Below are 24500 nucleotides of genomic sequence, written 5' to 3' on the forward strand. Positions count from 1 at the left end.
CCCGGGTAGCCTGAAGGGGTGATTCTCGGCATCGACACCTCTCTCGGCACGGCCGTCGCCGTCGTCGAGGCCGACGGGGTGGTGCGTGCCGATCTCGGCAGCGACAACCCGCTCGGACACGCCGAGGTGATCGGCGAGCTGCTGCAGCGGGCGGTGGCCGCCGCATCCGATCCGGCTGTCGACGGCGCTCCGCCGCCCGACGCCGGCGCGGAGATCGCGTACGTCGCCGCCGGCATGGGGCCGGGCCCGTTCACCGGGCTGCGTGTCGGCATCGCCGCGGCGCGGGCGTTCGCCCTCGGCCGGGGGATCCCGGTGCTGCCGGTGGTGAGCCACGACGCGGCGGCGCTCGAGCATCTGATCGAGTCGGTGGTCGCGGGGGAGCCGCTGCGCCGGTTCGCGATCGTGACCGACGCGCGTCGCCGCGAGTTCGCGTACACGGTGTACGACGACCTCGACGACGACGGGCTGCCGGTGCGGGCCGTCGAGCCCGCGCTGATCCCGCGCGACGAGCTCGATGCCCGGCTGGCCGAGCTCGGAGCCGAGCGCCGTGACGTCACCCGGATCTCCGCCGCGATGGTCGCGCTCGTCGCCGCGCGGGCGCTGACCGCCGGCCGCGAGCCCGGCCCCGCCGACGCCCTCTACCTGCGCTCGCCGGATGTCACCATGCCGGCCGGACCGAAGAAGGTGGGCGTGTGACGGTGCGCACGGCCACGCCGGACGATCTCGACGCCATCATGGCGCTCGAGCGCGCGTCGTTCCCGACCGATGCCTGGTCGGACGCGATGATGCGCGCCGAGCTCGCCTCGCCGCATGGGCGGTACGTCGTCGACGAGGAGGCGGGACGCATGCTCGGATACGGCGGAGTCCGCGCGGTCTCGGGAGCTGCCGACGCCGACATCCAGACGATCGCGATCGCCGAGCACGCGAGAGGCAGGGGTCGCGGGCGGACCCTGCTTCGCGAGCTGCTCGCGACCGCGCGCGACCGCGGAGCGCGCGACCTGTTCCTGGAGGTGCGGGCCGACAACCCGGTCGCGCAGGCGCTGTACGCCTCGGAGGGCTTCGCCGAGATCGGCCGGCGCCCCCGCTACTACCAGCCGGACGACATCGACGCGGTCATCATGCAGCTCGACCTGGTCGCGTGGGCGGCCGCGCGCACGTCGATGGGCTCCGTGGCCGGGAGCGGCGCCGCGGCGGATGCGGGGGCATGCACATGAGCGCGCACGAACCCCTGGTGCTGGGCATCGAGACCAGCTGCGACGAGACCGGCATCGGCATCGTCCGCGGCCGCACGCTGCTCAGCAACACCATCGCGAGCAGCATGGACGAGCACTCCCGCTACGGCGGAGTCGTCCCCGAGGTGGCCGCGCGCGCCCACCTCGAGGCGCTGCAGCCCAGCATCGAGGCGGCGCTCGCCGAGGCCGGATCCGCGCTCGACCTGGACGGCCCCCTCGCGCTGACCGACCTCGACGCGATCGCGGTCACCAGCGGCCCGGGCCTCGCCGGAGCGCTGATGGTCGGCGTCGGCGCCGCGAAGGCACTGGCCGTCTCGCTCGACAAGCCGCTCTACGCGGTCAACCACCTGGTCGGCCACATCGCCGCCGACATCCTCGACGCCGAGGCCGGTCCGCTCGAGTACCCGACGGTGGCGCTGCTGGTCAGCGGCGGGCACACCTCGCTCCTGCTCGTGCGCGACCTCACCACCGACGTCGAGCTGCTCGGCGAGACCATGGACGACGCCGCCGGCGAGGCGTTCGACAAGGTGGCGCGCATCCTCGGGCTGCCGTATCCGGGCGGGCCCGAGATCGACCGTGCGGCGGTCGGCGCCGACCCGACCGCCATCCGGTTCCCGCGGGGGCTGTCCCGGGCATCCGACATGGAGAAGCACCGCTACGACTTCTCGTTCTCGGGGCTGAAGACCGCCGTGGCGCGGTGGATAGAGCAGCAGCCCCTTCGACAGGCTCAGGAACCGGATGTCGAGTGGACCGTGCCCGTCGGGGAGGTCGCCGCATCCTTCCGAGAAGCGGTCGTCGACGTGCTGGTCACCAAGGCGCTCGACGCCTGCGCGCGCCACGACGTGCCCCGACTGCTGCTGGGCGGGGGTGTCATCGCCAATCGCCGCCTGCGCGAGGTGGCGATCGAGCGCGCCGCGGCGGCGGGGGTGACAGTGCGGATCCCGCCGCTGTCGCTGTGCACCGACAACGGCGCGATGATCGCCGCGCTGGCCTCGGAGCTGATCATGTCGGGCCGCCGACCCTCGACCCTCGCGTTCGGAGCGGATTCGACGCTGCCGGTCACGGAGATCCAGATCGCGGAGGCGGATGCGGGGGCCGCGGCATGAGCGCCGGCGCGGATGACGCGGGCGCGGCCGGCGGGCGAACAGAGGATGCCGGGGCGTCCGCGCCGCAGATCGAGGCGCCGTCGAGCGACGTCGAGCCCGTGACCGACACCACGCGGCTGCCGGGGGAGCACCGCGGCGGGTTCTCGCGGCTGCCGACCGGACCGGTCGACATCGCCCTGCCGGGGTTCGAGATCCCCGCCGACCTGGACATGGACTGGTACGCGCCCGAGCCCGCGCCGCTGCGGCGCGGCATGGCCGCGTGGGCGCTGGGCTTCTCGATCGCGGGGCTGGTCGTCTCGTTCTTCGTCGGCTGGGGGTTCCCGATCGGGCTCGCGGGCGCGGTGTCGGCGATCATCGCCCTGCGTCGCCCGCTGGAGCCGCGCGGCGTCGCGATCTGGGCCCTCGTGCTGGGGATCGTCTCGATCCTCTTCAGCATCGGCTGGCTGCTCTGGGCCGCCAGCCGCACCAACCTGTTCGGCTGAGCCCCCCGCATCCGCATCCGCATTCCCCGCGAGATCACGTGATCTCGGCGAGCGCACACGTTCTGGGCGTCAACAACGGGTGGTCTCGCCCAGATCACGTGATCTCGGCAGCAGAGCGGGAGCGAGCTACACGCGGTCGGCGAGCACTGCCAGGCGTGACGAGCCCACTCGTGTGAGGAACAGGGTCGCCGACTGCGAGCCGCGCAGATGCAGCTGCCGACGGAACGCGGCCGGGTCGATGTCGACGCCGCGCTTCTTGATCTCGAGGGTGCCGATGTCGGCGGCGCGCAAGGCCGCGCTGAGCGCCTTCGGCTTCGCGGGCAGGACCTCGCGCACCCGGAACGACTGCACGAACGGGCTCGTCAGCGCAGCATCCGAGGTGAGGTACGCGATGTGCTCGTCGAGCATGCCCGCATCCAGCGACCGTGCGACGTCGCCGATCAGGCGCGCCCGGATCACCGCGCCGTCCGGCTCGTGCAGGAACTCCCCGAGCGCCCGCACCGGCTCGTCCTCCGCATCGGCCGCCCCGGTCAGCTCCCACGTCTGCTCACCCCGGGTCACCAGCGCTGCGCGTCCCACGCCCGGTCGCGCGAGCGCGCCCGACCAGAGGACCAGCTCGATCGTCGAGCCGTCGGCGCTCACCCACTGCGCCTCGACCCCGTCAGGGATCAGCGCGCGGTCGAGCCCCGGCCCGAGCTTCACCCCGGCCGGGACGCGGCCGATCAGCTCGAACACCCAGTCCAGCGACGGCGACCAGTCCTCCGGCCGCGTGCGCGCCGTCTCGCTGTGTCCCGAGGTGCGACGGGCCGGGTCGAGCCACAGCGCCTCGACCGGGAGAGCGGATGCTGTCGCCTCCACCCACTCCTCGGCGGTCCCTCCGCTGACGGTCACCGCATCGCCGAACGGCGCGAGGTTGTAGGCGGCCAGGGCCGCGGTCACCGGGTCGGCGTCGACCGCGTGCACCCGCAGCCCGAGCGCGGCGAACCCGAGCGCGTCGCCGCCGATGCCGCAGCCGAGGTCGGCCACAGAGCCGATCCCCGCATCGCGGAACCGTCCGGCGTGTCGTGCCGCCACCGACAGGCGGGTGGACTGCTCCAGGCCGGCGCGGGTGAACAGCATCCGCTCGGCGAAGCCGCCGAACTTCGCCTTCGCCTTCTCGCGCAGCCGTGCCTGCCCCACGACGGCCGACACGAGGTCGGGGGAGTGACCGGCCGCACGCAGCCGCGAGACCGTCCGCGCCACCTCGTCGGTCGAGGCGATCGGGCCGACCTCGTCGAGCAGCCGCAGCCCGTCGGGGGTGAGGAGCGCGGTGAGCTCGGACATGTCCATCGGCCCAGCCTACGGTTCGGCCGGCCGCCCGACGTCGGTGACCGGCACCGTCACACGGTTGGCACTCGCGTTGCATGAGTGCCAGCAACTGCCTAGACTGGCGTTAGCACTCTCACGGTGTGAGTGCGAATGAGTCTTGAAGTTCTGAGAAAGAGGTAGACCGTGTCGGTTTCCATCAAGCCGCTCGAGGACCGCATCGTCATCAAGCAGGTCGAGGCCGAGCAGACCACGTCCAGCGGTCTGGTCATCCCCGACACCGCCAAGGAGAAGCCCCAGGAGGGCGAGGTCGTGGCCGTGGGTCCCGGTCGCATCGACGACAACGGCAACCGCGTGCCGCTCGACGTCGCTGTGGGCGACCGCGTGATCTACAGCAAGTACGGCGGCACCGAGGTCAAGTTCGGTGCAGACGAGTTCCTCGTGCTCTCGGCTCGCGACGTCCTGGCGGTCGTCGTCCGCTGACGAAAGCTCTGAAAGAGCCCGGATGCTGCGGCATCCGGGCTTTTTCGTGCGCCTAGGCTGGGGAGGTGAAGCAGACCGATCCGTCCCAGCAGCATGTCCTGGGCGGGGTCTACGCCTTCATCGCCTACTTCCTGTGGGGCTTCATGCCCCTCTACTTCCTGCTGCTGGCGCCGACCGGGCCGTGGGAGGTCGTCGCCTGGCGGGTGCTGCTCTCGCTGGTCTTCTGCGCCATCCTGCTGACCGTCACGCGGACGTGGGGAGCGCTCGTCGCGATCATGCGGCAGCCGCGGCTGATGCTGCTGACGGCGGTCGCCGGCATCCTGATCTACGTCAACTGGCAGGTGTTCCTGATCGGGACGCTCACCGGCCACGTCATCGAGACGAGCCTCGGCTACTTCATCAACCCGATCGTCACGGTGCTGCTCGGCGTCATCGTGCTGCGCGAGCGCATGCGCGTGACCCAGTGGGTCGCGATCGGCATCGCCGCGCTCGCCGTCGGGGTGATCGTCGTGGGGTACGGCGCCTTCCCGTGGATCGCCCTCTCGCTCGCGGCGTCGTTCGGCCTCTACGGACTGGTGAAGAAGCAGATCGGGCCGTCGGTCGACGCCGTCAGCGGGCTCACGCTCGAGACGCTGTGGCTCTCGCCGGTCGCGGCGGTGCAGCTCGCGCTCGTCGCCGCGACGACGGGCATCACGATGGGCAGCGCCGGCATCGGCCACGCGGTGCTGCTCTGCCTGGCGGGCGTGGTCACCGCCACGCCGCTGCTGTTCTTCGCGGCCGGCACGCGCCGGGCGCCGCTCAGTCTCGTGGGGCTGCTGCAGTTCCTCACGCCGGTGATGCAGTTCATCATCGGCGCGTGGCTGCTCGGCGAGCCGATGCCGCTCGAGCGCTGGATCGGCTTCGCGCTGGTCTGGGTCGCCCTGATCGTGCTGACGGTCGACTCGCTCGTCGCCGCGCGCCGCTCGCGGGCGGCTGTCGCCGAGGTGGTCTGACCCCGGCTCAGCACCCCGGCTCAGCGTCCGGGGCTCAGCGCACCAGCCGCGCGATCGCCTGGGTCGCCTCGCTGATCTTCGCCTCCGCCTCGTCGCCGCCGGCGCGAGCGGCATCCAGCACGCAGTGCCGCAGGTGGTCGTCGAGGAGACCCAGGGCGACGGCCTCGAGCGCGGAGGTCATCGCGCTGATCTGCGTGAGGATGTCGATGCAGTACTTCTCGTCCTCGACCATGCCGCGGATGCCCCTCGCCTGGCCCTCGATGCGCTTGAGCCGGTTGAGGTACTTGTCGCGATCGGTGATGTAGCCGTGGTGCGCGTGAGTGGTCGTGTCGGTCATGAGTGCTCCTCGGACAGGGGACGGAAGCGGCGCAGCCGCAGGCTGTTGCCCACGACGAACACCGACGAGAAGGCCATCGCCGCGCCGGCGATCATGGGATTGAGCAGGCCGAGAGCGGCGAGGGGGATCGCGGCGACGTTGTAGGCGAAGGCCCAGAACAGGTTGACCTTGATCGTGCCGAGCGTCGCGCGCGAGAGGCGGATCGCGTCGGCCGCGCCACGGAGGTCGCCGCGGACGAGAGTGATGTCGGATGCCTGGATGGCAGCATCCGCTCCCGTGCCCATCGCGATGCCCAGGTCGGCCTGCGCGAGGGCGGCGGCGTCATTGACACCGTCGCCGACCATCGCGACGATCCGGCCGTCGTCCTGCAGCTGCCGGATGACGGCGACCTTGTCCGCCGGCAGCACGCCCGCGACGACCCGGTCGATCCCGACCTCGGCCGCGACCTGCCGGGCCACCTCTTCGCGGTCGCCGGTCAGCAGAACCGGATCGAGGCCCAGCCCGCGCAGCCGGGCGATCGCCTCGCCGCTCGTGGGCTTGACCCCGTCGGCGACGGTGAGCACGCCGCGCACCTCTCCGTCGACGGCGACGAAGACGGCGGTGCGGCCGGAACGGGCGGCGTCGGCAGCGGTCGTGAGCAGAGCAGGGGACGGATGCTGCGACCACGCCGCGAGCAGGCGCTCCGTGCCGACGAGCACCGCGTGCCCCTCGACGGTGCCCACGACGCCCTGGCCGGGCGTGCTCTGGAACGACTCGACCGCGGGCAGCGGACCGGCCTTGCCCGCGGCGCGCGCGATGGCCTGGGCGATCGGGTGCTCGGAGGCATCCTCGACCGCACCGGCCAGACGCAGCAGTGCGGCGGTGTCACCGTCCGTGGCGGTCACGCCGGCGAGCTCCATGCGGCCGGTGGTGACGGTGCCGGTCTTGTCGAGCACGACGGTGTCGACCCGGCGGGTGGACTCGAGCACCTCCGGGCCGGTGATGAGGATGCCGAGCTGCGCGCCGCGGCCGGTGCCGACGAGGAGCGCGGTCGGGGTGGCGAGGCCCAGCGCGCACGGGCACGCGATGATGAGCACGGCCACTGCGGCGGTGAAGGCCATGGCGGGGTCGGCGCCGGTGAGGAGCCAGGCCACCAGGGTCACGGCGGCGATGACGAGCACGATCGGCACGAAGACGCCCGCGATGCGGTCGGCGAGTCGCTGCACGTCGGCCTTGCCCGACTGGGCCTGCTCCACCATCCGCGCGATCTGGGCCAGCTGGGTGTCGGCGCCGACCCGCGTCGCGCGCACGACGAGGCGACCGCCGGCATTCACGGTCGCGCCGATCACCGCATCGCCGGGGGTGACCTCGACCGGCATCGACTCGCCCGTGACGAGGGATGCGTCGACCGCGGACGAGCCGTCGACGACGACGCCGTCGGTGGCGATCTTCTCGCCCGGGCGAACGATGAACTCGTCGCCGACGCGGAGCTCGGCGATCGGGATCCGCATCTCGGCCCGCGCGCTCTCGCCGGTCTTGTGAGGAGAATCGGCGAATCGAGGAGAATCTGCGTGCCGCGCGTCCTCAGAACGCCGATTCTCCTCGCGAAGCGGGCGGAGCACGGCGACATCCTTCGCACCGAGGCGCAGCAGCGCGTGCAGCGCGTGCCCGGCGCGGCGCTTCGAGCGGACCTCGAAGTAGCGCCCGGCCAGCACGAACATGGTCACGCCCGCCGCGACCTCGAAGTACACGTTGCCGAGCCCGTCGCCCGGTGACACCGTCCATTCGAAGCCGTGCGTCATCCCGGGCATGCCGGCGTGGCCGAAGAACAGGGCCACGAGCGACCACAGGTACGCGGCCGAGACGCCGATCGAGATCAGGGTGTCCATCGTCGCGGCGCCGTGGCGCAGATTGACGGCCGCGGCGCGGTGGAACGGCCAGGCGCCCCACACGACCACCGGCGTCGCCAGGGCGAGCGAGACCCACTGCCAGTAGGTGAACTGCAGCGCGGGCACCATCGCGAGGACTATCACCGGCACACTCAGCACGATCGCCCCGATCAGGCGACGGCGCAGACCGGTGAGCTCGCGGTCCTCGACCGGCTCCTCAGCCACCGGCACCTGGGCGGTGTACCCCGTCTTCTCGATCTCGGCGATGAGCAGGCCGGGGTCGAGGCCGGCCGGGCCGGTGACGACCGCCTTCTCGGTCGCATAGTTGACGGATGCCGTGACCCCGTCGATGCGATCGAGCCGCTTCTCGATGCGCGCGGCGCAGGAGGCGCAGGTCATCCCGCCGATCTCGAGATCGATGCGGGTGGCGGTCGGTGCTGACATCAGGCGCGGACGGCGGCGTAGCCCGCCTCGTCGACCGCCGCGATGACGGCGGCGTCATCCAGCGCGCCGGCGGCGGTGACGACGAGGCGTCCGTCCGTCGCGCTGACCTCGACGGTCTCGATGCCGGGGAGCTGTCCGACCTCGCGGCGCACCGCGGCCTCGCAGTGCCCACAGCTCATGCCGGTCACCTGGTACTCGTTCGCGGTCATGTCTTCTCCTTGCGTCTCGGGGGTTCTCCGGAACCAACGATATACCCGGTGGGGGTATTCCCGGGCCGGGGCGACGTATCCCGCCTCCTGCTCGGTGCATGCGTCGTTATAGAAACGAGATGACCTTGTTTCGCATCGTTAACGAATGGCAACATCCGTGAGACCCCGTCCCTACTAGGTTGAGACCAACCCGAGGCGGCGCCCGAGCCGTTTCTGTGTCCATCCATAACAAGGAGCAATATGAGCGTTCTGACACGTTCGCGCACCGCGAAGGTCCTCGGCGGCATCGCCCTGGTCGGCGCGAGCGCACTCGTCCTGGCCGGCTGTTCCGGTACGAGCACCCCCACCGAGACGGACGACGCCAGCGCGTTCGAGTTCCCGATCGACTGCGACGCGGCTGAGCCCGCGTCGTACACGCCGACCTACGAGTCGACGTCGGAGGGACCGGGCACCGACCTCACCTACAAGATCGGCACCGCGCTGCCCGTCACGGGCAACCTGGCCTTCCTCGGCCCGCCCGAGATCGGCGGCACCGAGTTCGCCGCCTCCGTCGTCAACGCGGCGGACAAGGGCATCACCGTCGACCTCATCCAGGGCGACTCGGGCGACACCGACAACAAGGCGTACGAGACCGAGATCCCCCGCCTCCTGGGCGAGGGTGCGACCGCCGTCATCGGCGCCGCCTCCTCGGGCACGTCGCTGCAGTTCATCGACCAGGTCATCGCGGCCGACGCGATCCAGTTCTCGCCGGCCAACACCTCGGCTGCCTTCACGGGCTACGAGGACAACGGCCTCTACTGGCGCACCGCTCCGTCGGACGTCCTGCAGGGTGAAGTCCTGGGCAACCTCATCGCCGGAGACGGCAACGAGACCCTCGGCCTGATCGTCCTCAACGACTCCTACGGCACCGGCCTCGCCTGCTTCACCAAGAAGGCGTTCGAGGCTGCCGGCGGCGAGGTCGTCGCGGCGTCGCTGTACAACACCGGTGACACGAACTTCTCGTCGCAGGTCGAGGATGTCCTCGCGGCCGACCCGGACGCGATCGCACTGGTCACGTTCGAAGAGGTCAAGACGATCATCCCCGAGCTGATCGGCGCGGAGTACCCGGCCGACAAGCTGTACTTCGTGGACGGCAACCTGGCCAACTTCGGCGACGAGTTCGACGAGGGCACGCTGGCGGGCGCCAAGGGCACCTACCCGGCTGTCGACCCGGCTGCGATCTCGGACTACCGTGACGACCTGCAGGCGTTCTGGACGGGCGAGGGCAACGAGGAGCTGGCGGACTTCACGTACGCTCCCGAGTCGTACGACGCCGTGATCCTGCTCGCCCTCGCTGCTCTCGAGGCGGGCTCCACGGCCGGCCCCGACGTCGCAGCGCACCTCCAGCAGGTGTCGGGCGGTACCGGTGACGGCACGAAGTGCACGACGTTCGAGGAGTGCGCCGACATCATCATCGATGGTGGCGTCGCGGACTACGACGGCGTGTCGGGCCCGGTCACGTTCAACGAGGTCGGCGACCCGACCGAGGCGACGATCGGCGTCTTCCAGTACGGGGACGACAACAACTACGAGTTCCTGAACCTCGGCTGATCTTCAGCTGAGGTGGAGCGGCCCCGGTCTTCGGACCGGGGCCGCTTCTCTGTGTCCGGGATGCCGGCGCCCGCTGCCGCTGCCGCTGCCGCTGCCATCACCCTGCGCGAGATCACGTGATCTCGATGAGCCCACACGTCGTTGTCACCGACAGCGGGTGATCTCGCCGAGATCACGTGATCTCGCGGCGCAGGGGGCGAGGGGAGAGGGAGGAGCGGGATGCGGGTGCCCCGTGCACGAGAGAGCCCCCTGCCGGACGGCAGGGGGCTCTCTCGAAGGACTCAGGCGCCGAGGGTGCCCAGGTACAGGCCGATGACCTTGGGGTCGTTCAGCAGGTCGCGGCCGGAGCCGGTGTAGGCGTCGCGGCCCTGGTCGAGGACGTAGCCGCGGTCGCAGATCTGCAGGCAGCGGCGGGCGTTCTGCTCGACCATGATGGTCGTCACACCGGCCTTGTTGATCTCCGACACCCGCAGGAAGGCCTCGTCCTGACGTGAGGGCGAGAGTCCCGCCGACGGCTCATCGAGCAGCAGCACGTGCGGGTCCATCATGAGGGCCCGGCCCATCGCGACCATCTGGCGCTCGCCGCCCGAGAGCGACCCGGCCCGCTGGTTCAGTCGCTTGCCCAGGTCGGGGAAGATCGAGGTCACGAAGTCGATGCGCTCGGCGAGCCCCTTCGGGCGCTGGTACGAGCCCATCTGCAGGTTCTCGGCGATCGTGAGGCTCGGGAACACGTTGTTGGTCTGCGGTACGAAGCCGACGCCCTTGGCGACGAGCTTGTTGGCCTTCAGGCCCGTGATGTCCTCGCCGTTGAGCACGACGGAGCCCTCGCGGATCTTCACCTGGCCGAAGATCGCCTTCAGCATGGTCGACTTGCCCGCGCCGTTCGGCCCGATGATGCCGATGAGCTCGCCCTTCGCGGCCACCAGGCTCGCGTGGGTGAGGATGTTCACTCCGGGGAGGTAGCCGGCGGTGATGCTGTTCACCGCGACCACGACATCCGAGGGAGCCGGGGCCGGCGCCTCGGCGGTGCTCGAAACCGTGTCGCTCACTTGTCGTCCTCCGTCTGCTCGTCGGCACGCGTCGAGTCGGCCTCGATGGCCTGGTCGAGCTCGCGGGCCGTTTCCACCAGCGCCTGCGCCTCGGCGGTCAGCTCACCCTCGTAGCGGCCGGTCACGACGCCGAGGTCGACGTCCTGGTGGGCGCCGAGGTAGGCGTCGATGACCGCCTGCTCGCGCATCACGCTGTCCGGCGGGCCCTCGGCCACGACCTTGCCCTCCGCCATCACGACGACCCAGTCGGCGATGTGGCGGACCATGTGCATGTCGTGCTCGACGAACAGCACGGTCATGCCGAGATCCTTCAGATCGAGGATGTGGTCGAGCAGCGACTGGGTGAGCGCCGGGTTCACTCCGGCCATGGGCTCATCGAGCATGACGAGGGTCGGGTCGCTCATGAGCGCGCGCGCCATCTCGAGGAGCTTGCGCTGACCGCCCGAGAGCGAGGCGGCGAAGTCCTTCTCCTTGGCGTCGAGCTTGAAGCGCGTGAGCAGGTCGCGCGCCTTCACCTCGATCTCGGCCTCCTGCTTGCGCCAGATGAACGGCAGGATGCCCGCCCAGATGCGCTCGCCGGTCTGCTTGGTGGCGCCGAGCTTCATGTTCTCGAGCACGGTGAGCAGGCCGAGCGACTTGGTCAGCTGGAAGGTGCGGACCTGACCCATGCGGGCGGTCTTGAAGGCGGGGATGCCCGCGAGGTTCATCCCGTCGAACGACCAGTTGCCCTCGTTGGGCTTGTCGAAGCCCGTGAGCAGGTTGAACAGCGTGGTCTTGCCCGCGCCGTTCGGGCCGATGAGGGCGGTGATGGCGTTGCGCGGGATCTCGAGGTGCTCCACGTCGACGGCGGTGAGACCGCCGAAGACGCGGCGCACGCCGTCGATCACGATGATCGGGTCGACCTTGGCGACACCGGGCCGGATCTCGCCCTTGTGCAGCCCCGTCGTCTTGGCGCGCGGGGTCGGGGGAACTACCTCAGCGGACAAAGGTCAGCTCCTTCTTGTTTCCGAGGATGCCCTGCGGTCGGAAGATCACCAGGAGCATCAGGGCCACGCCGACGAGCACGAACACGAGCATCTGGCTCTGCTCGGCGGTGAGGAACGGCAGCCACCCGATGTTGACGAGGGCCGGCAGCAGGTTCGAGAGGAACGCCCTGACCATCCAGAAGAGCACCGCGCCGAGCACGGGGCCGAAGATGGTCGCGGCGCCGCCGAGCAGCAGTGCGGTCCAGACATAGAACGTCTGCGAGGTGACGTAGACGTTGGGGTTCACGTTGGTGCCCATCGCGGTGATGATGCCGCCGGCGGCGATGATGATGCCGCCAAAGATCAGCGCCTGCATCTTGAACGCGAACACGTTCTTGCCGAGCGAGCGGACAGCATCCTCGTCCTCGCGGATGCCGCGGATGACCCGGCCCCACGGGCTGCTCATCAGCAGCCAGACGACCAGCATCACGATCGCGATCGTGATCACGCCGATGATGATGACCCACCACTGGTCGGACTGGTACGTCCACGGTCCGAAGCCCCACTTGCCGTCGGGCAGCGGGTTGCTCGCGCGGAACCCGGCCTGGAAGCCGGAGAGGCCGTCGGCCGAGCCCGTGTAGTTGCGGTACTCCGAGGTGAGGAAGAGCAGTCGGAGCACCTCGGCCGCCGCGATCGTCACGATGGCGAGGTAGTCGCCACGCAGACGCAGGGTCGGGATGCCCATGATGAGCGCGAAGATCACGGCGGCGATCAGACCGATCACCGCAGCGAGCGGCCAGGCGATCCCGAAGGTGAGGATCGAGATCGCGAAGCCGTAGGCGCCGATGGCCATGAAGCCGGCGACACCCATGTTGAGGAGTCCGGCGAAGCCGAAGTGCACGGAGAGCCCGATGGCGGCCAGCACGTAGCCCAGCGTCGCCGGAGCGAGGATCTGCGCGAAGGTGTTGGAGAGGATCTGTACGAAGTTCACGGCGCCTACCCGATTCGCTCTCGGCGTCCGAGGATGCCCTGCGGACGGAACAGGAGGATGACGATCAGCACGACCAGCGCGCCGACGTACTTGAGGTCGGAGGGGATCCACAGCGTCGAGACCTCGACGAGCAGTCCGACGATGATCGATCCGACCAGGGCGCCGAACGCCGTGCCCAGACCGCCGAGCGTCACCGCGGCGAAGATGAGCAGCAGGATGCTGGTGCCCATGTCCCACTTGATGCCCGGCCGGAAGTAGGCCCACAGGATGCCCGACAGGCCGGCGAGGGCCGCGGCGACGACCCAGACGATGCGCACCACCCCGTCGACGTCGATGCCGCTCGCCGCGGCCAGCGACGGGTTGTCGGAGACGGCGCGCGTGGCGCGGCCGATGCGGGTGCGCATGAGCCACCAGGCGAAGATGCCGATCACGACGATCGAGATGCCCATGCTGATCACGTCGGTGATCGTGAGGCGGATCGGGCCGAGCCCGGCGATCTGCGCCGTCACGGCGCCCGGGAGCTGCTCGGTGCCGCCGCCGATGAACATCTGGTAGATGTACCGCAGCGCGAGCGAGAGGCCGATCGAGACGATCATCAGCTGCACGGTCCCGATGCCCCGGCGCCGCAGCGGCCGCCACAGGCCCGCGTCCATCGTGAGCCCGAAGCCCGCCGACACGATCACCGCCAGCGGGATGGCCAGCCAGATCGACCAGCCGAAGCCGGTGAACAGCAGCGCCATCAGGGCGCCGAAGGTCACCATCTCGCCGTGGGCGAAGTTCGACAGGCCGGTCGTGCCGAACACGAGGGAGAGGCCGATCGCCGCCAGGGCGAGCATGAGGCCGAAGTTGAGGCCGTTGACCGCGCGGGACAGGAACTGATCCCAGAAGCTCGTCGTGGAGCGTTCCGCCGCGGCCAGCGTGAAGTTCTTCGTGACCGTGCTGCCGGCGCCGAACGTGGCTTCCTGGGTGAACTCGAAGCCCTCAGGCGCCTCCACTCCGGACGGGAGGCTCGTCTCGACGAGCACCAGCGTCCAGGTGGTCTCCTTGTCGGGCACGCCGATGCGGGCGCGTCCGTCCTCGTCGGTGACGCCCTCGGTCTCGAACGAGCCGCCGGTGGCGGTGACCGTCGCACCCGCGACGGGCTCGCCGCCCGAGCGGACGTTGACGACGATCGTGTACGGCGTCTCCGCCGTGTCGCCGGAGTCGTCCGTGTCGGCCGCGGCGGGCGCCGCGAGGCCCATGACCAGGCCGATGGCGAACAGACCCGCGATCATGCCCGCGAGCGTTCGTCTCGGGCGACGGTCAGCGCGCGATGTTCGGGTGATCGCCACTGGCACCTCCTCTATAGATCGGTCGGCGCCAAGAATCACCCGTTGGTGGCCTCAGCGACACCTGACCGTATCCAGCGATTGTTGCCTCTGTGTTTCGCAACCGCAACTTGCGACGCGGGAATGGGGGGAGCCGCGCGCCGATTAGAATCATCAAGACATCAAGAGGAGCGCGCGCGATGAGCGAGTACAACGACCCGTTCGGTTTCGTCGGTTTGACTTACGACGACGTCCTGCTCCTGCCCGGGCCGACCGACGTCATCCCCAGCGAGGCCGACACGTCCTCGCGCGTCACCCGGCGCATCACCGTCGCGACGCCGCTGCTGTCGGCGGCGATGGACACCGTCACCGAGGCGCGTCTGGCGATCGCCATCGCCCGCGAGGGCGGTCTGGGCATCATCCATCGCAACCTCTCCATCGCGGAGCAGGCCTCGATGGTCGATCGCGTGAAGCGCAGTGAGTCGGGCATGATCACCGACCCGATCACGACGACGCCCGATGCCACGATCGACGAGGTCGATGCGCTGTGCGCGCAGTACCGCATCTCGGGCCTGCCCGTCGTCGATGAGGACGGGCTTCTCGTCGGCATCATCACCAACCGCGACATGCGGTTCGTCTCGACCTTCGAGCGCCAGTCCACCCACGTGCGCGACGTGATGACGACCGAGGGTCTGGTGACCGGCAAGGTCGGCATCGGCGCCAACGAGGTCATCGCCCTGTTCGCGCAGCACCGCGTCGAGAAGCTGCCGCTGCTCGACGCGGACGGCAAGCTGGCCGGCCTCATCACCATCAAGGACTTCGACAAGAGCGAGAAGTACCCGCTGGCGACGAAGGACGAGCAGGGCCGCCTTCGTGTGGGCGCGGCGATCGGCTTCTTCGGCGACGCGTGGGAGCGGGCAGAGGCGCTCCGCGACGCGGGCGTCGACGTGCTCGTCGTCGACACCGCGAACGGGCACTCCAGCGGCGTGATCGACATGGTGCGGCGCATCAAGGCCGACCCCACGTTCGACCACATCGACGTCATCGGCGGTCAGGCCGCGACCCGTGAGGGGGCTCAGGCCCTCATCGATGCGGGTGTCGACGCCGTGAAGGTCGGGGTCGGCCCCGGATCGATCTGCACCACCCGCATCGTCGCCGGTGTCGGAGTGCCGCAGATCACGGCCATCTGGGAGTCGTACCAGGCCGCCCGCGAGGCCGGCATCCCGATCATCGCCGACGGCGGACTGCAGTACTCCGGCGACATCGCCAAGGCGCTCGTCGCGGGTGCCGACACGGTCATGCTCGGCTCGCTTCTGGCGGGCACCGACGAGTCGCCCGGCGAGGTCGTGTTCCAGGGCGGCAAGCAGTTCAAGCTGTACCGCGGCATGGGATCGCTCGGCGCGCTGCAGACCCGCGGCAAGAAGACGTCGTACTCCAAGGACCGCTACTTCCAGGCCGATGTGCCGTCGGACGACAAGCTGATCCCCGAGGGCATCGAGGGACAGGTCGCCTACCGCGGGCCGGTCTCCGCAGTCGCCTATCAGCTGATCGGCGGCCTCCGGCAGTCGATGTTCTACGTCGGCGCGCGCACGATCGACGAGCTCAAGGCCAAGGGCAAGTTCGTGCGGATCACCGCCGCGGGCCTGAAGGAGTCGCACCCGCACGACGTGCAGATCGTCGTCGAGGCGCCCAACTACAAGCGCTGAGCTCCGCGGTGCGCCGCGTGCGGCCTCAGGGCCGCAGGCGGAAGGCGGGGGCGGCGAGAGCCGCCGGATCCAGCGCGAGGCCCGCGAGGGTCGACCCGACGCCCGGGGCGAACTTGAAGCCCTGACCGGAGAACCCCGCACCCACCACGACCCGTCCGACGCGGTCGAGCACGAACGCCTCGTCGGCGGTCGACGTGTACGTGCAGCTGATCGGGGCGGCGGTCGCCGCATCCAGTCCGGGGAACCACTCCCGCACGTACGCGGCGAGCGTCTCGGCGTGCGCGTCGGTGCGGAACGGCCGCGCATCCGGATCGACCTCGTCGCCCACGCAGTGGAACCCGACCTTGACGCCCTCGCCCGGCGTCGGCATGCCGTAGACGTTCGCCGGCCAGGTGCCGGGCGTCACGAAGTGGTTGAACGACGGCCACGGCGTCGCGGGGTCGCGCGGAGCGAAGTGCGCGGGGCTCTCCTCCGTGACGCGCAGGCGCGGGAGCGGGATGCTGGCGAGCAGCCCCGCCGTCCACGCCCCGACCGTGACGATCACCGTGTCGGCGCGCACGGGGCCGCCGGCGGTGTGCAGGGTGACGCCGTCTGCGTCCTCCTCGATGCGATCGACGGGCGTCTGCCAGCGCACCTCGCCGCCGCCCTCGGCGATCCGGCGCTCCACCTCGCGCAGCGCCGCCGCGGCCCGCGCGACGCCCGCATCCGGCGAGTAGAGCACGGTGTCCTCGAAGCGCATCCCCGGCCAGCGGCGGGCGGCCTCGGCGCCGTCGAGCAGCTCGGCGGGGAGGCCGCGCTCGTGCAGCCGCCGCTCGACGTCGGCCAGCCCGACGCCCGCGGCGCTGCCGAGCGCTGCGCCCGCGCCGTGCGACACGAGCCCGTGCAGTCGCAGGAGCGGTTCGCCGTCGACCTCGCCGAGGGCATCCCACCCTTCGCGGGCGAGTGCGAGCAGATCGAGGTAGTGCTCCTCCGCGTACGCGTTGTTGAAGTTGCGGGTCTCGCCGTGCGACGCCCCGCGGGAATGGCCGCGGCCGAACCGCTCGAGCACGAGGGGGCGCTCGCCCCGCCGGGTGAGCGCCCAGGCGGCGGACAGGCCCATGACGCCGCCGCCCACGACGGCGATCCTGGTGTGCTCGACCATGGGTGTCCTCTCGGCGGGTGGCGACAGCATCCATTCTCCCGCGCGCATCCGCGCCGCCGCGCGCTCGCCGCAGGCCGGAAACATGCGGCGCGGTAGGCTGAGCGGGTGACCATGGAGATCGAGCTCGGCCGCGCCAAGCGCGCCCGCCGCGCCTACGCGTTCGATGACATCGCAGTGGTGCCGTCGCGCCGCACCCGCAATCCCGAGGACGTCTCGACGGGCTGGTCGATCGACGCGTTCCAGTTCGACATCCCGGTGCTCGGCGCCCCGATGGACTCGGTCATGAGCCCGCAGACGGCGATCATGCTGGGCCAGCTCGGCGGCCTGGGCGTGCTCGACCTCGAGGGCCTGTGGACGCGCTACGACGACCCGGCGCCGCTGCTCGCCGAGATCGCGTCGATGCCGGATGCCGAGGCCACCCGCCGCATGCAGGAGCTCTACTCCGTGCCGATCAAGCCGGAGCTCGTGCGCGACCGCCTGGCCGAGATCCGCGAAGCCGGCGTCACGGTGGCCGGCGCGCTGACCCCTCAGCGCACCCAGGACCTGTACGAGACCGTCGTCGCCGCCGGCGTCGACCTGTTCGTCATCCGCGGCACGACCGTCTCGGCCGAGCACGTCTCGAGCGTCGACGCCCCGCTGAACCTCAAGAAGTTCATCTACGACCTCGACGTGCCCGTCATCGTCGGCGGCGCCTCCACGTACACCGCGGCCCTGCACCTCATGCGCACCGGCGCGGCGGGCGTGCTCGTCGGCTTCGGCGGGGGAGCGGCCTCGACCACCCGGGCCACGCTGGGCATCCACGCGCCGATGGCGACCGCGGTCGCCGACGTCGCCGGCGCCCGCCGCGATTACCTCGACGAGTCGGGCGGCCGCTACGTGCACGTCATCGCCGACGGCGGTGTGGGCACCTCGGGCGACATCGTCAAGGCGCTCGCGATGGGAGCGGATGCCGTCATGCTCGGCGTCGCGCTCGCCCGCGCCACCGACGCGCCCGGCCTCGGCTACCACTGGGGTCCGGAGGCGCACCACGTGAAGCTTCCCCGCGGACACCGGGTGAAGGTCGACCAGGTCACCACGCTCGAGTCGGTGCTGTACGGGCCCGCGCCGGTCGCCGACGGCACCGCGAACCTCATCGGCGCGCTGCGCAAGTCGATGGCCACGACCGGGTACTCCGACCTCAAGGAGTTCCAGCGCGTCGAGGTGGTGCTTGCGCCGTACAGCGGCGGATGAGCGAGTCCGATCCGGTCGAGGTGTTCCCTCCCACCCTGCGCGAGGTGATGCTGCGCCCGTGGTGGATCGGGATGCTGGGGCTGTGCCTCATCGTCGCCGGCGTGTTCGCGTGGCTCGGCCAGTGGCAGCTGTCCAGCGCGATCGACGGCGACCCGCTGCCGCCTGGCACCACGGAGAGCGTCGAGCCCCTCGCCGACGTCGCCGCGCCGGGTGAGTATCTGCCCGAGCCCCTCGTGGGTCAGCGGGTCGAGGCGACAGGGACGTGGGTGCCCGGCGACTTCCTCATCGTGCAGTCGCGGTTCAACGACGATGTCGAGGGCTTCTGGGTGACCGGTCAGCTGCGGCTCCCGTCGCCGGATGACTCGGGAGCCAAGACATCGGTCGCCGTCGCGATCGGGTGGGCCGCCACCGAGGCGGACGCCGAAGACGCGGTCGACCGCCTGAACGATGGGGCGAACGCATCCCACGTCGTCACCGGCCGCCTGATCTCCGACGAGGGCGCCGCCCTGCCGCCGGCCGGTGCGGACCCCTGGACGATGACCTCGATGTCGCCCGCCGCGCTGCTCGCGCAGTGGCACGACATCGACGGCCTCGACGTGTACCGGCCGTACCTCGCGTCGGAGCAGGCCGAAGCCGGCCTCATCGACATCTCGTCGCCGGCTCCCGACGAGGGTTCGGGCGTCAACTGGCTCAACATCTTCTACGCGATCGAGTGGGCGATCTTCGCCGGGCTCGCGTTCTACATCTGGTACCGCCTGGCGAAGGACGCCTGGGAGCGCGAGGTCGAGGAGCTGGAGGAGGCCGCGGAGCCCGAAGAGGGCGCCGTCCTGGGCAACTAGACTGGACGCATGCCCGCCCCCAAACTCGCCACGTTTCCGGCGATCCGCGGAGCCCTGAAGTTCTACCAGATCTGCTCGATCATCACCGGCGTCGGCCTGCTGCTGCTGTGCGCCGAGATGATCCTGAAGTACTCGCCCCTCGCGGTCGAGGTCTTCCTGGGCGGCTCGGGCGGATTCCTCTGGCTCGCCCCGGTCGTCGAAGGCCCCGACGGGCTCGTCTCCACCGGTGACGGCATCAACCTGTCGCTGGGCATCCTGATCCTGCACGGCTGGTTCTACGTCGTGTACCTGTTCGCGTGCTTCCGTGTGTGGAGCCTGATGCGGTGGCCGTTCTGGCGCTTCCTGCTGCTGGCCACCGGCGGCGTGGTGCCGCTGGCATCCTTCTTCCTCGAGGTCCGCACCGCCCGCGACGTGCGGGCTTACCTCGCCTCGCGTGAGGACGCAGAGCTGCACTCGCGCGCAGAGCACTCCTCCCTGACCCACGCCATCCCGACGGAGAACAAGCGGTGACAGAACAGACCGAGACCTCGCAGCGGCCCGTGCTCGTGGTCGACTTCGGCGCCCAGTACGCCCAGTTGATCGCGCGCCGCGTGCGCGAGGCCGGCGTGTACAGCGAGCTCGTGCCGCACACCGCCACGGCGGAGGAGATCGCGGCGAAGGACCCGGTGGGCATCATCCTCTCCGGCGGCCCTTCGTCGGTCTACGAGGAGGGCGCACCGCGCCTGGACCCCGGCGTCTTCGACCTCGGCGTGCCCACCCTCGGCATCTGCTACGGCTTCCAGGTGATGGCCCAGGCCCTCGGCGGCGAGGTCGCCAACACCGGGCTGCGGGAGTACGGAGCGACGGATGCTGCGCTCGTCGGCGACGGCGGAGTGCTGCTCGGCGGACAGCCGGCCGAGCAGAACGTCTGGATGAGCCACGGCGACCAGGTCTCGCGCGCGCCCGAGGGCTTCGACGTGCTCGCCTCGACGACGGCGACGCCGGTCGCCGCGTTCGGGAGCGACGAGCGTCGCCTGTACGGCGTGCAGTGGCACCCCGAGGTGAAGCACTCCGATCACGGCCAGCGGGTGCTGGAGAACTTCCTGCACAAGGCAGCGGGCCTCGCGAACGACTGGAACAGCGGCAACGTCATCGCCGAGCAGATCGGCCGCATCCGCGAGCAGGTCGGCACCGGCCGCGTCATCTCGGCGCTGTCCGGCGGCGTCGACTCCGCGGTCTCGACCGCACTCGTGCACGAGGCCGTGGGCGACCAGCTCACCGCGGTGTTCGTCGACCACGGCCTGCTGCGCAAGGGCGAGCGCGAGCAGGTCGAGCAGGACTACGTCGCCTCGACCGGTGTCCGCCTGATCACGGTCGACGCGCGGGAGCAGTTCCTCACCGCGCTCGCCGGTGTCAGCGACCCCGAGCAGAAGCGCAAGATCATCGGCCGCGAGTTCATCCGCTCGTTCGAGAAGGTGCAGCGCGACCTGATCGCCGAGGCGGCCGCCGAGGGCGAGCCCATCCGCTTCCTCGTGCAGGGCACCCTGTACCCCGACGTCGTCGAGTCCGGCGGGGGAGCCGGCACCGCGAACATCAAGTCGCACCACAACGTGGGCGGCCTGCCGGAAGACCTCGACTTCGAGCTCGTCGAGCCGCTGCGCACCCTATTCAAGGACGAGGTGCGCGCGATCGGCCGCGACCTGGGACTGCCGGAGGCGATCGTGGCCCGCCAGCCGTTTCCGGGGCCCGGCCTCGGCATCCGGATCGTGGGTGAGGTCACCGCTGACCGCCTCGAGATCCTGCGTGACGCCGACGCCATCGCCCGCGAGGAGCTGACGAAGGCGGGGCTCGACGGCGAGATCTGGCAGTGCCCTGTCGTGCTGCTGGCCGACGTGCGCTCGGTGGGCGTGCAGGGCGACGGCCGCACCTACGGCCACCCGATCGTGCTGCGCCCGGTCTCGTCGGAAGACGCGATGACCGCGGACTGGACGCGCCTGCCGTACGACGTGCTGTCGAAGATCTCGAACCGCATCACCAACGAGGTGCGCGAGGTCAACCGGGTCGTGCTCGACGTGACGAGCAAGCCCCCGGGGACCATCGAGTGGGAATGATCTCCCGCCTGTGCTGACGCGACCGTGCGGCGGGTGGATGATGGGCGCATGAGTGAGCGCTTCGTCACGCCGACCGGGATGGATGCGGTCTTCAACCGTGCGGTCGGATTCCTGACTCGCATCGGTCTGCCGCTCGCGGGCAGTCGCGTCCTCGCGGTGCGCGGACGCTCGAGCGGCGAGTGGCGGACGACGCCCGTCAACCCCCTGCGGGTCGGTGGAGCGCGGTATCTCGTGGCGCCCCGCGGCCACGCGCAGTGGACGAAGAACCTGCGGGCCGCGGGCGCGGGCGAGCTGCGTGCGGGACGCCGCGTCGAGCGGTTCACGGCGGTGGAGGTCGCGGACGCCGTGAAGCCGCCGATCCTGCGCGCCTACCTCACGGCCTGGGCGTGGGAGGTCGGCCGCTTCTTCGAGGGCATCGACGCGCACTCGTCCGACGAGGAGCTGCTGCAGGTGGCGCCGGGCTTCCCGGTGTTCCTCATCGAGCCGGCCTGAGCCGCAGCATCCTTCCTTCGCCCTTTCCCTTTCCTTCGCCTGTCGCAATGTGCGGCTTCGCGCGCAGATTGCGACAGGTGAGCGGGTGGGAGCTGGTCGCGGCTGGGAGGATGGGGGCATGGCGCAGTTCCCCGATGCCGAGTACCTGATCCTCTCGAGCCGGCTCATCCCCGGGCTCGACGGCGGGTACACGATCGCGACCCTCGCCCGCGCACGGCAGCTCGCCGCGGCCGGCGTCGACGGCGGGCGCGGACCACTGCTGCTGACGGTCGACCCCGGCACGCCGGAGGCGCACGCCGCGCACCGCAGCGCTTTCGTCGAGCGCGGGGACGCCGCATCCGCTGAGCTCTTCCGCAACCTGTTCGACGAGGCCGGCGCACCGGACGGCGGGGCCGCGGCGTGGCTGCGCGCGGCCGCCCGTCCGGGCGACCTCGATCCGGCGCTGGAGTACCGGGAGATCCCGGCTGCCGCCGGCCGCCCGGTCGTCGCGCTTCCCGTGATCGTCGGCGACCCTGATTGGCACATCTCCACCGCCCCGGTGGGCGTGCTCGACGCGCACGGCGCGGTCGTCGGGGTGCTGGCGGGATTCGGCGCGCTGTACCGGGCCTGGCTCGACCACATCGTCGCGGGGGTGCGGGCATCCGCGCCCGACCGCCCGGTCGTCGTGATCTGCGAGTCGCGGCAGCTCGGTGAGCTGCTCGCCGGGTGGGATGCCGGCGGCGTGCGGCTCGTGCACGCGATCCACACCATCCACCTCGAGCCGCCGTACACCCCCGACGCCCCGGTCAACGCGCTGTGGTCTCGCTGGTTCGGGCTCGCCGAGCGGTTCGACGCCGTGCTGTGGCCGACCTCGGCGCAGCGGGCCGACGTGGCGGCGCGGTTCGGTGACTCGGACGTGCACCTGGTCGTGCCGCACGGTGTGCCGGGGATCGAGGCCGTCGTGCCGGCCGAGCAGCGCGACCGCGGGCGCGTGGTCATGCTCAACCGCCTCGCACCGGGCAAGCGCATCGAGCACGCCGTGCGCGCGTTCGCGCGCGTGGCTGAGCGCGTGCCGGGAGCGACGCTGGATGTGTACGGCGACGGTCCGGCGCGCGCGGCGCTGCAGGAGCTGATCGACGCGCTCGGGCTCACCGCATCCGTCGTCCTGCGCGGAGCGACCGACCAGCCCGGCCGCGTGCTCGACGAGGCCGCCGTGCTGCTGTCGACCTCGGCGTTCGAGGGGCAGGGGCTCGCGATCGCCGAGGCGCTCGTGCACGGCACGCCGGTGGTCAGCTACGACATCCGGTACGGCCCGCGCGATGCGCTCGCCGGAGGCGGCGGGCTGCTGGTGCCCGATGGCGACGAGGACGCCCTGGTCGAGGCGCTCGTGCGCGTGCTATCGGATGACGCGCTCCGGGCGGCCCTGGCCACCGAGGCCGTCGTCTCCGCCCGCGCCCTCGACCCGGATCACGTGATGTCGGCGCTCGCCGCCGCCGTCACCGACGTGCTGGGCCGTCCACCGCGGCGGTGATCCCGCAGACGACGAAAGGGCCGCCCACCGGGCGGCCCTTTCGCGTGCGAGGTGCGGGTCAGTTGCTGCCGCGGACGATCGCGATGATGCGGAGGATCTCGATGTACAGCCACACGACGGTGACCATGATGCCGAAGGCGCCGAGCCATCCGAGCTGACGGGGAGCGCCGTTGCGCACGCCCTGCTGGATCGCGTCGAAGTCGAGCACGAGCGAGTACGCGCCCATGATGACCACGAGGATGCCGATGATCAGGCCGAGCGGGATGCCCGCGATCTCCTGGCTGAGCAGGCCGAACGCGCCACCGGCCATCGGCACGTTGAAGAGCATCAGCATGACGTTGATCAGCGAGAACACCAGGTAGCCGATCATGGCGATCATGAAGACCTTGGTGGCCTTCTTCGAGGCGCGCACCTTGCCGCTGGCGAAGAGGGCCAGGGTGACGCCGACGACCGAGAGGGTCGCGAGGGTCGCCTGCACCACGATGCCGGGCCAGATGAACTCGAAGAACGCGGAGATCGCGCCGATGAAGAGGCCCTCGAAGGCGGCGTAGCCGAAGATCAGCGCGGGGCGCACCTTCTTGCGCGAGCCGAAGATGACGACCAGAGACATGACGAAGCCGCCCAGGGCGCCGATGATCCACGGCGCCATGGTGGGCTCGGGGTTCGCGGCGGTGACGGGGGCCATCGTCCACACCCAGCCGACGACGGCGGTGACGAGGAGGATCGCGAACAGGCCGATCGTCTTGAGGACGGTGTCCTCGACGGTCATGCGGTTGGTCTCGATGGCACCGGCCGCGGGGGCGGCGAACGCGCCCTCGAGGTGTGCCTGGGAGGCCGCATCCACACCCTGGTGGGACGCGGTCGAGTAGTGCGTGGCGGACCCGAGTCCGGCCGCCTGCGCGCCGCCCGGGTAGGTCTGCACGGCACGCGGGTCCTGGAACGCCGGGTTGTTGAATGCGGGGTTTGACGAGGCCATGGCTTCGAACACACTCCAAGGGGGTTGAGAGGTCACAGCGCGGTGCTGTTGATCCACGATAACGGCAACCCCCGCGCCCGCGGCAGTATCTCGTCTGTGAGAGGCCTTTGAACGGATGCTGGGCCCGCCGCCCCGCGCGAGGCCGCGGGTAGCCTG

General features: G+C 70.8%; 24 protein-coding genes. 14 read left to right on the forward strand and 10 right to left on the reverse strand.

Translation table 11 applies throughout. From position 1 onward, the window contains the following. Window positions 1-18 precede the first annotated feature (18 nt). From tsaB to Microterr_RS02355, 4 genes are read left to right on the forward strand one after another with little or no spacing between them, the layout of a single operon-like run. Window positions 19-696 (forward strand): tRNA (adenosine(37)-N6)-threonylcarbamoyltransferase complex dimerization subunit type 1 TsaB, encoded by a 678-nt coding sequence (tsaB, locus tag Microterr_RS02340; protein WP_263796350.1) that lies wholly within the window; start codon window positions 19-21, stop codon window positions 694-696. Beyond that, window positions 693-1214, forward strand: a complete 522-nt coding sequence (rimI, locus tag Microterr_RS02345) for a ribosomal protein S18-alanine N-acetyltransferase (RefSeq protein WP_263796349.1) — start codon at window positions 693-695, stop codon at window positions 1212-1214. Before tsaB ends, rimI begins: the two co-directional genes overlap by 4 nt. Beyond that, window positions 1211-2338, forward strand: a complete 1128-nt coding sequence (gene tsaD, locus Microterr_RS02350; protein ID WP_263796348.1) for a tRNA (adenosine(37)-N6)-threonylcarbamoyltransferase complex transferase subunit TsaD — start codon at window positions 1211-1213, stop codon at window positions 2336-2338. Before rimI ends, tsaD begins: the two co-directional genes overlap by 4 nt. After that, entirely contained in the window at window positions 2335-2820 is a 486-nt protein-coding gene (locus Microterr_RS02355) for a hypothetical protein (RefSeq protein WP_263796347.1), read from the forward strand. The genes tsaD and Microterr_RS02355 overlap by 4 nt, the downstream gene beginning before the upstream one ends. A gap of 126 nt (window positions 2821-2946) precedes the next feature. Here the strand turns inward: Microterr_RS02355 and Microterr_RS02360 are convergent, their stop codons facing one another. Beyond that, window positions 2947-4149: a THUMP-like domain-containing protein gene (locus tag Microterr_RS02360; RefSeq protein WP_263796346.1), complete on the reverse strand. Its 1203-nt coding sequence runs from the start codon at window positions 4147-4149 to the stop codon at window positions 2947-2949. Between the two features lie 162 nt (window positions 4150-4311). Here Microterr_RS02360 and groES point away from each other — a divergent pair, with 162 nt between their 5' ends. After that, window positions 4312-4608 (forward strand): co-chaperone GroES, encoded by a 297-nt coding sequence (gene groES, locus Microterr_RS02365; RefSeq protein ID WP_053548534.1) that lies wholly within the window; start codon window positions 4312-4314, stop codon window positions 4606-4608. A gap of 65 nt (window positions 4609-4673) precedes the next feature. Continuing rightward, the gene (gene rarD, locus Microterr_RS02370; protein WP_263796345.1) at window positions 4674-5600 is read left to right on the forward strand and encodes an EamA family transporter RarD; all 927 of its coding nucleotides are present in this window, start codon (window positions 4674-4676) and stop codon (window positions 5598-5600) included. A gap of 34 nt (window positions 5601-5634) precedes the next feature. On the opposite strand, the gene Microterr_RS02375 is transcribed toward rarD, so the two are convergent. Genes Microterr_RS02375 through Microterr_RS02385 form a run of 3 tightly spaced genes read right to left on the reverse strand, consistent with a single transcriptional unit; the run spans window position 5635 to window position 8458 of the window. Continuing rightward, window positions 5635-5937, reverse strand: a complete 303-nt coding sequence (locus Microterr_RS02375) for a metal-sensitive transcriptional regulator (RefSeq protein ID WP_263796344.1) — start codon at window positions 5935-5937, stop codon at window positions 5635-5637. Continuing rightward, window positions 5934-8249, reverse strand: coding sequence for a heavy metal translocating P-type ATPase (locus Microterr_RS02380; RefSeq protein WP_263796343.1), 2316 nt, complete (start codon window positions 8247-8249; stop codon window positions 5934-5936). Before Microterr_RS02380 ends, Microterr_RS02375 begins: the two co-directional genes overlap by 4 nt. Further along, window positions 8249-8458: a heavy-metal-associated domain-containing protein gene (locus Microterr_RS02385; protein WP_263796342.1), complete on the reverse strand. Its 210-nt coding sequence runs from the start codon at window positions 8456-8458 to the stop codon at window positions 8249-8251. Before Microterr_RS02385 ends, Microterr_RS02380 begins: the two co-directional genes overlap by 1 nt. 240 nt (window positions 8459-8698) lie before the next feature. Between Microterr_RS02385 and Microterr_RS02390 the strand changes: the two genes are divergently transcribed. Next, window positions 8699-10048: an ABC transporter substrate-binding protein gene (locus Microterr_RS02390; RefSeq protein WP_263796341.1), complete on the forward strand. Its 1350-nt coding sequence runs from the start codon at window positions 8699-8701 to the stop codon at window positions 10046-10048. Between the two features lie 281 nt (window positions 10049-10329). Here Microterr_RS02390 and Microterr_RS02395 read toward each other — a convergent pair whose 3' ends face one another. Genes Microterr_RS02395 through Microterr_RS02410 form a run of 4 tightly spaced genes read right to left on the reverse strand, consistent with a single transcriptional unit; the run spans window position 10330 to window position 14327 of the window. Next, the gene (locus tag Microterr_RS02395; protein WP_404810204.1) at window positions 10330-11040 is read right to left on the reverse strand and encodes an ABC transporter ATP-binding protein; all 711 of its coding nucleotides are present in this window, start codon (window positions 11038-11040) and stop codon (window positions 10330-10332) included. Between the two features lie 53 nt (window positions 11041-11093). Next, entirely contained in the window at window positions 11094-12083 is a 990-nt protein-coding gene (locus Microterr_RS02400; RefSeq protein WP_263796339.1) for an ABC transporter ATP-binding protein, read from the reverse strand. Beyond that, entirely contained in the window at window positions 12073-13053 is a 981-nt protein-coding gene (locus Microterr_RS02405; RefSeq protein ID WP_263796338.1) for a branched-chain amino acid ABC transporter permease, read from the reverse strand. The genes Microterr_RS02400 and Microterr_RS02405 overlap by 11 nt, the downstream gene beginning before the upstream one ends. 5 nt (window positions 13054-13058) lie before the next feature. Next, a complete protein-coding gene (locus Microterr_RS02410) occupies window positions 13059-14327 on the reverse strand; it encodes an ABC transporter permease subunit (protein WP_263796337.1) in 1269 nt (422 codons plus the stop codon). 233 nt (window positions 14328-14560) lie between these two features. Between Microterr_RS02410 and guaB the strand changes: the two genes are divergently transcribed. Continuing rightward, window positions 14561-16066, forward strand: coding sequence for an IMP dehydrogenase (gene guaB / locus Microterr_RS02415; protein WP_263796336.1), 1506 nt, complete (start codon window positions 14561-14563; stop codon window positions 16064-16066). A gap of 25 nt (window positions 16067-16091) precedes the next feature. On the opposite strand, the gene Microterr_RS02420 is transcribed toward guaB, so the two are convergent. Then, window positions 16092-17207: an FAD-dependent oxidoreductase gene (locus tag Microterr_RS02420; RefSeq protein ID WP_263796335.1), complete on the reverse strand. Its 1116-nt coding sequence runs from the start codon at window positions 17205-17207 to the stop codon at window positions 16092-16094. A 111-nt stretch (window positions 17208-17318) separates the two neighbouring features. On the opposite strand from Microterr_RS02420, the gene Microterr_RS02425 reads away from it, so the two are divergent. The 6 genes from Microterr_RS02425 (at window position 17319) to Microterr_RS02450 (ending at window position 23368) form a co-directional block, all read left to right on the forward strand. Continuing rightward, a complete protein-coding gene (locus tag Microterr_RS02425; protein ID WP_263798845.1) occupies window positions 17319-18437 on the forward strand; it encodes a GuaB3 family IMP dehydrogenase-related protein in 1119 nt (372 codons plus the stop codon). Continuing rightward, window positions 18434-19276, forward strand: coding sequence for an SURF1 family protein (locus Microterr_RS02430; protein WP_263796334.1), 843 nt, complete (start codon window positions 18434-18436; stop codon window positions 19274-19276). The genes Microterr_RS02425 and Microterr_RS02430 overlap by 4 nt, the downstream gene beginning before the upstream one ends. A 9-nt stretch (window positions 19277-19285) precedes the next feature. After that, on the forward strand, window positions 19286-19786 hold the full coding sequence (locus tag Microterr_RS02435; RefSeq protein WP_263796333.1) for a DUF3817 domain-containing protein: 501 nt from the start codon (window positions 19286-19288) through the stop codon (window positions 19784-19786). Then, window positions 19783-21366 carry a glutamine-hydrolyzing GMP synthase gene (guaA, locus tag Microterr_RS02440; RefSeq protein WP_263796332.1) on the forward strand — a complete coding sequence of 528 codons (1584 nt, stop codon included), beginning with the start codon at window positions 19783-19785 and terminating at the stop codon, window positions 21364-21366. Before Microterr_RS02435 ends, guaA begins: the two co-directional genes overlap by 4 nt. Window positions 21367-21414: 48 nt before the next feature. Beyond that, window positions 21415-21858, forward strand: a complete 444-nt coding sequence (locus Microterr_RS02445; RefSeq protein ID WP_263796331.1) for a nitroreductase family deazaflavin-dependent oxidoreductase — start codon at window positions 21415-21417, stop codon at window positions 21856-21858. Between the two features lie 118 nt (window positions 21859-21976). Beyond that, complete coding sequence (locus tag Microterr_RS02450) at window positions 21977-23368, forward strand: glycosyltransferase (protein ID WP_263796330.1); 1392 nt, start codon at window positions 21977-21979, stop codon at window positions 23366-23368. A 58-nt stretch (window positions 23369-23426) separates the two neighbouring features. Here Microterr_RS02450 and Microterr_RS02455 read toward each other — a convergent pair whose 3' ends face one another. Next, entirely contained in the window at window positions 23427-24344 is a 918-nt protein-coding gene (locus tag Microterr_RS02455) for a Bax inhibitor-1/YccA family protein (protein WP_263796329.1), read from the reverse strand. Window positions 24345-24500 lie beyond the last annotated feature (156 nt).

The organism is Microbacterium terricola (assembly GCF_027943945.1).
GTDB lineage: Bacteria > Actinomycetota > Actinomycetes > Actinomycetales > Microbacteriaceae > Microbacterium > Microbacterium terricola.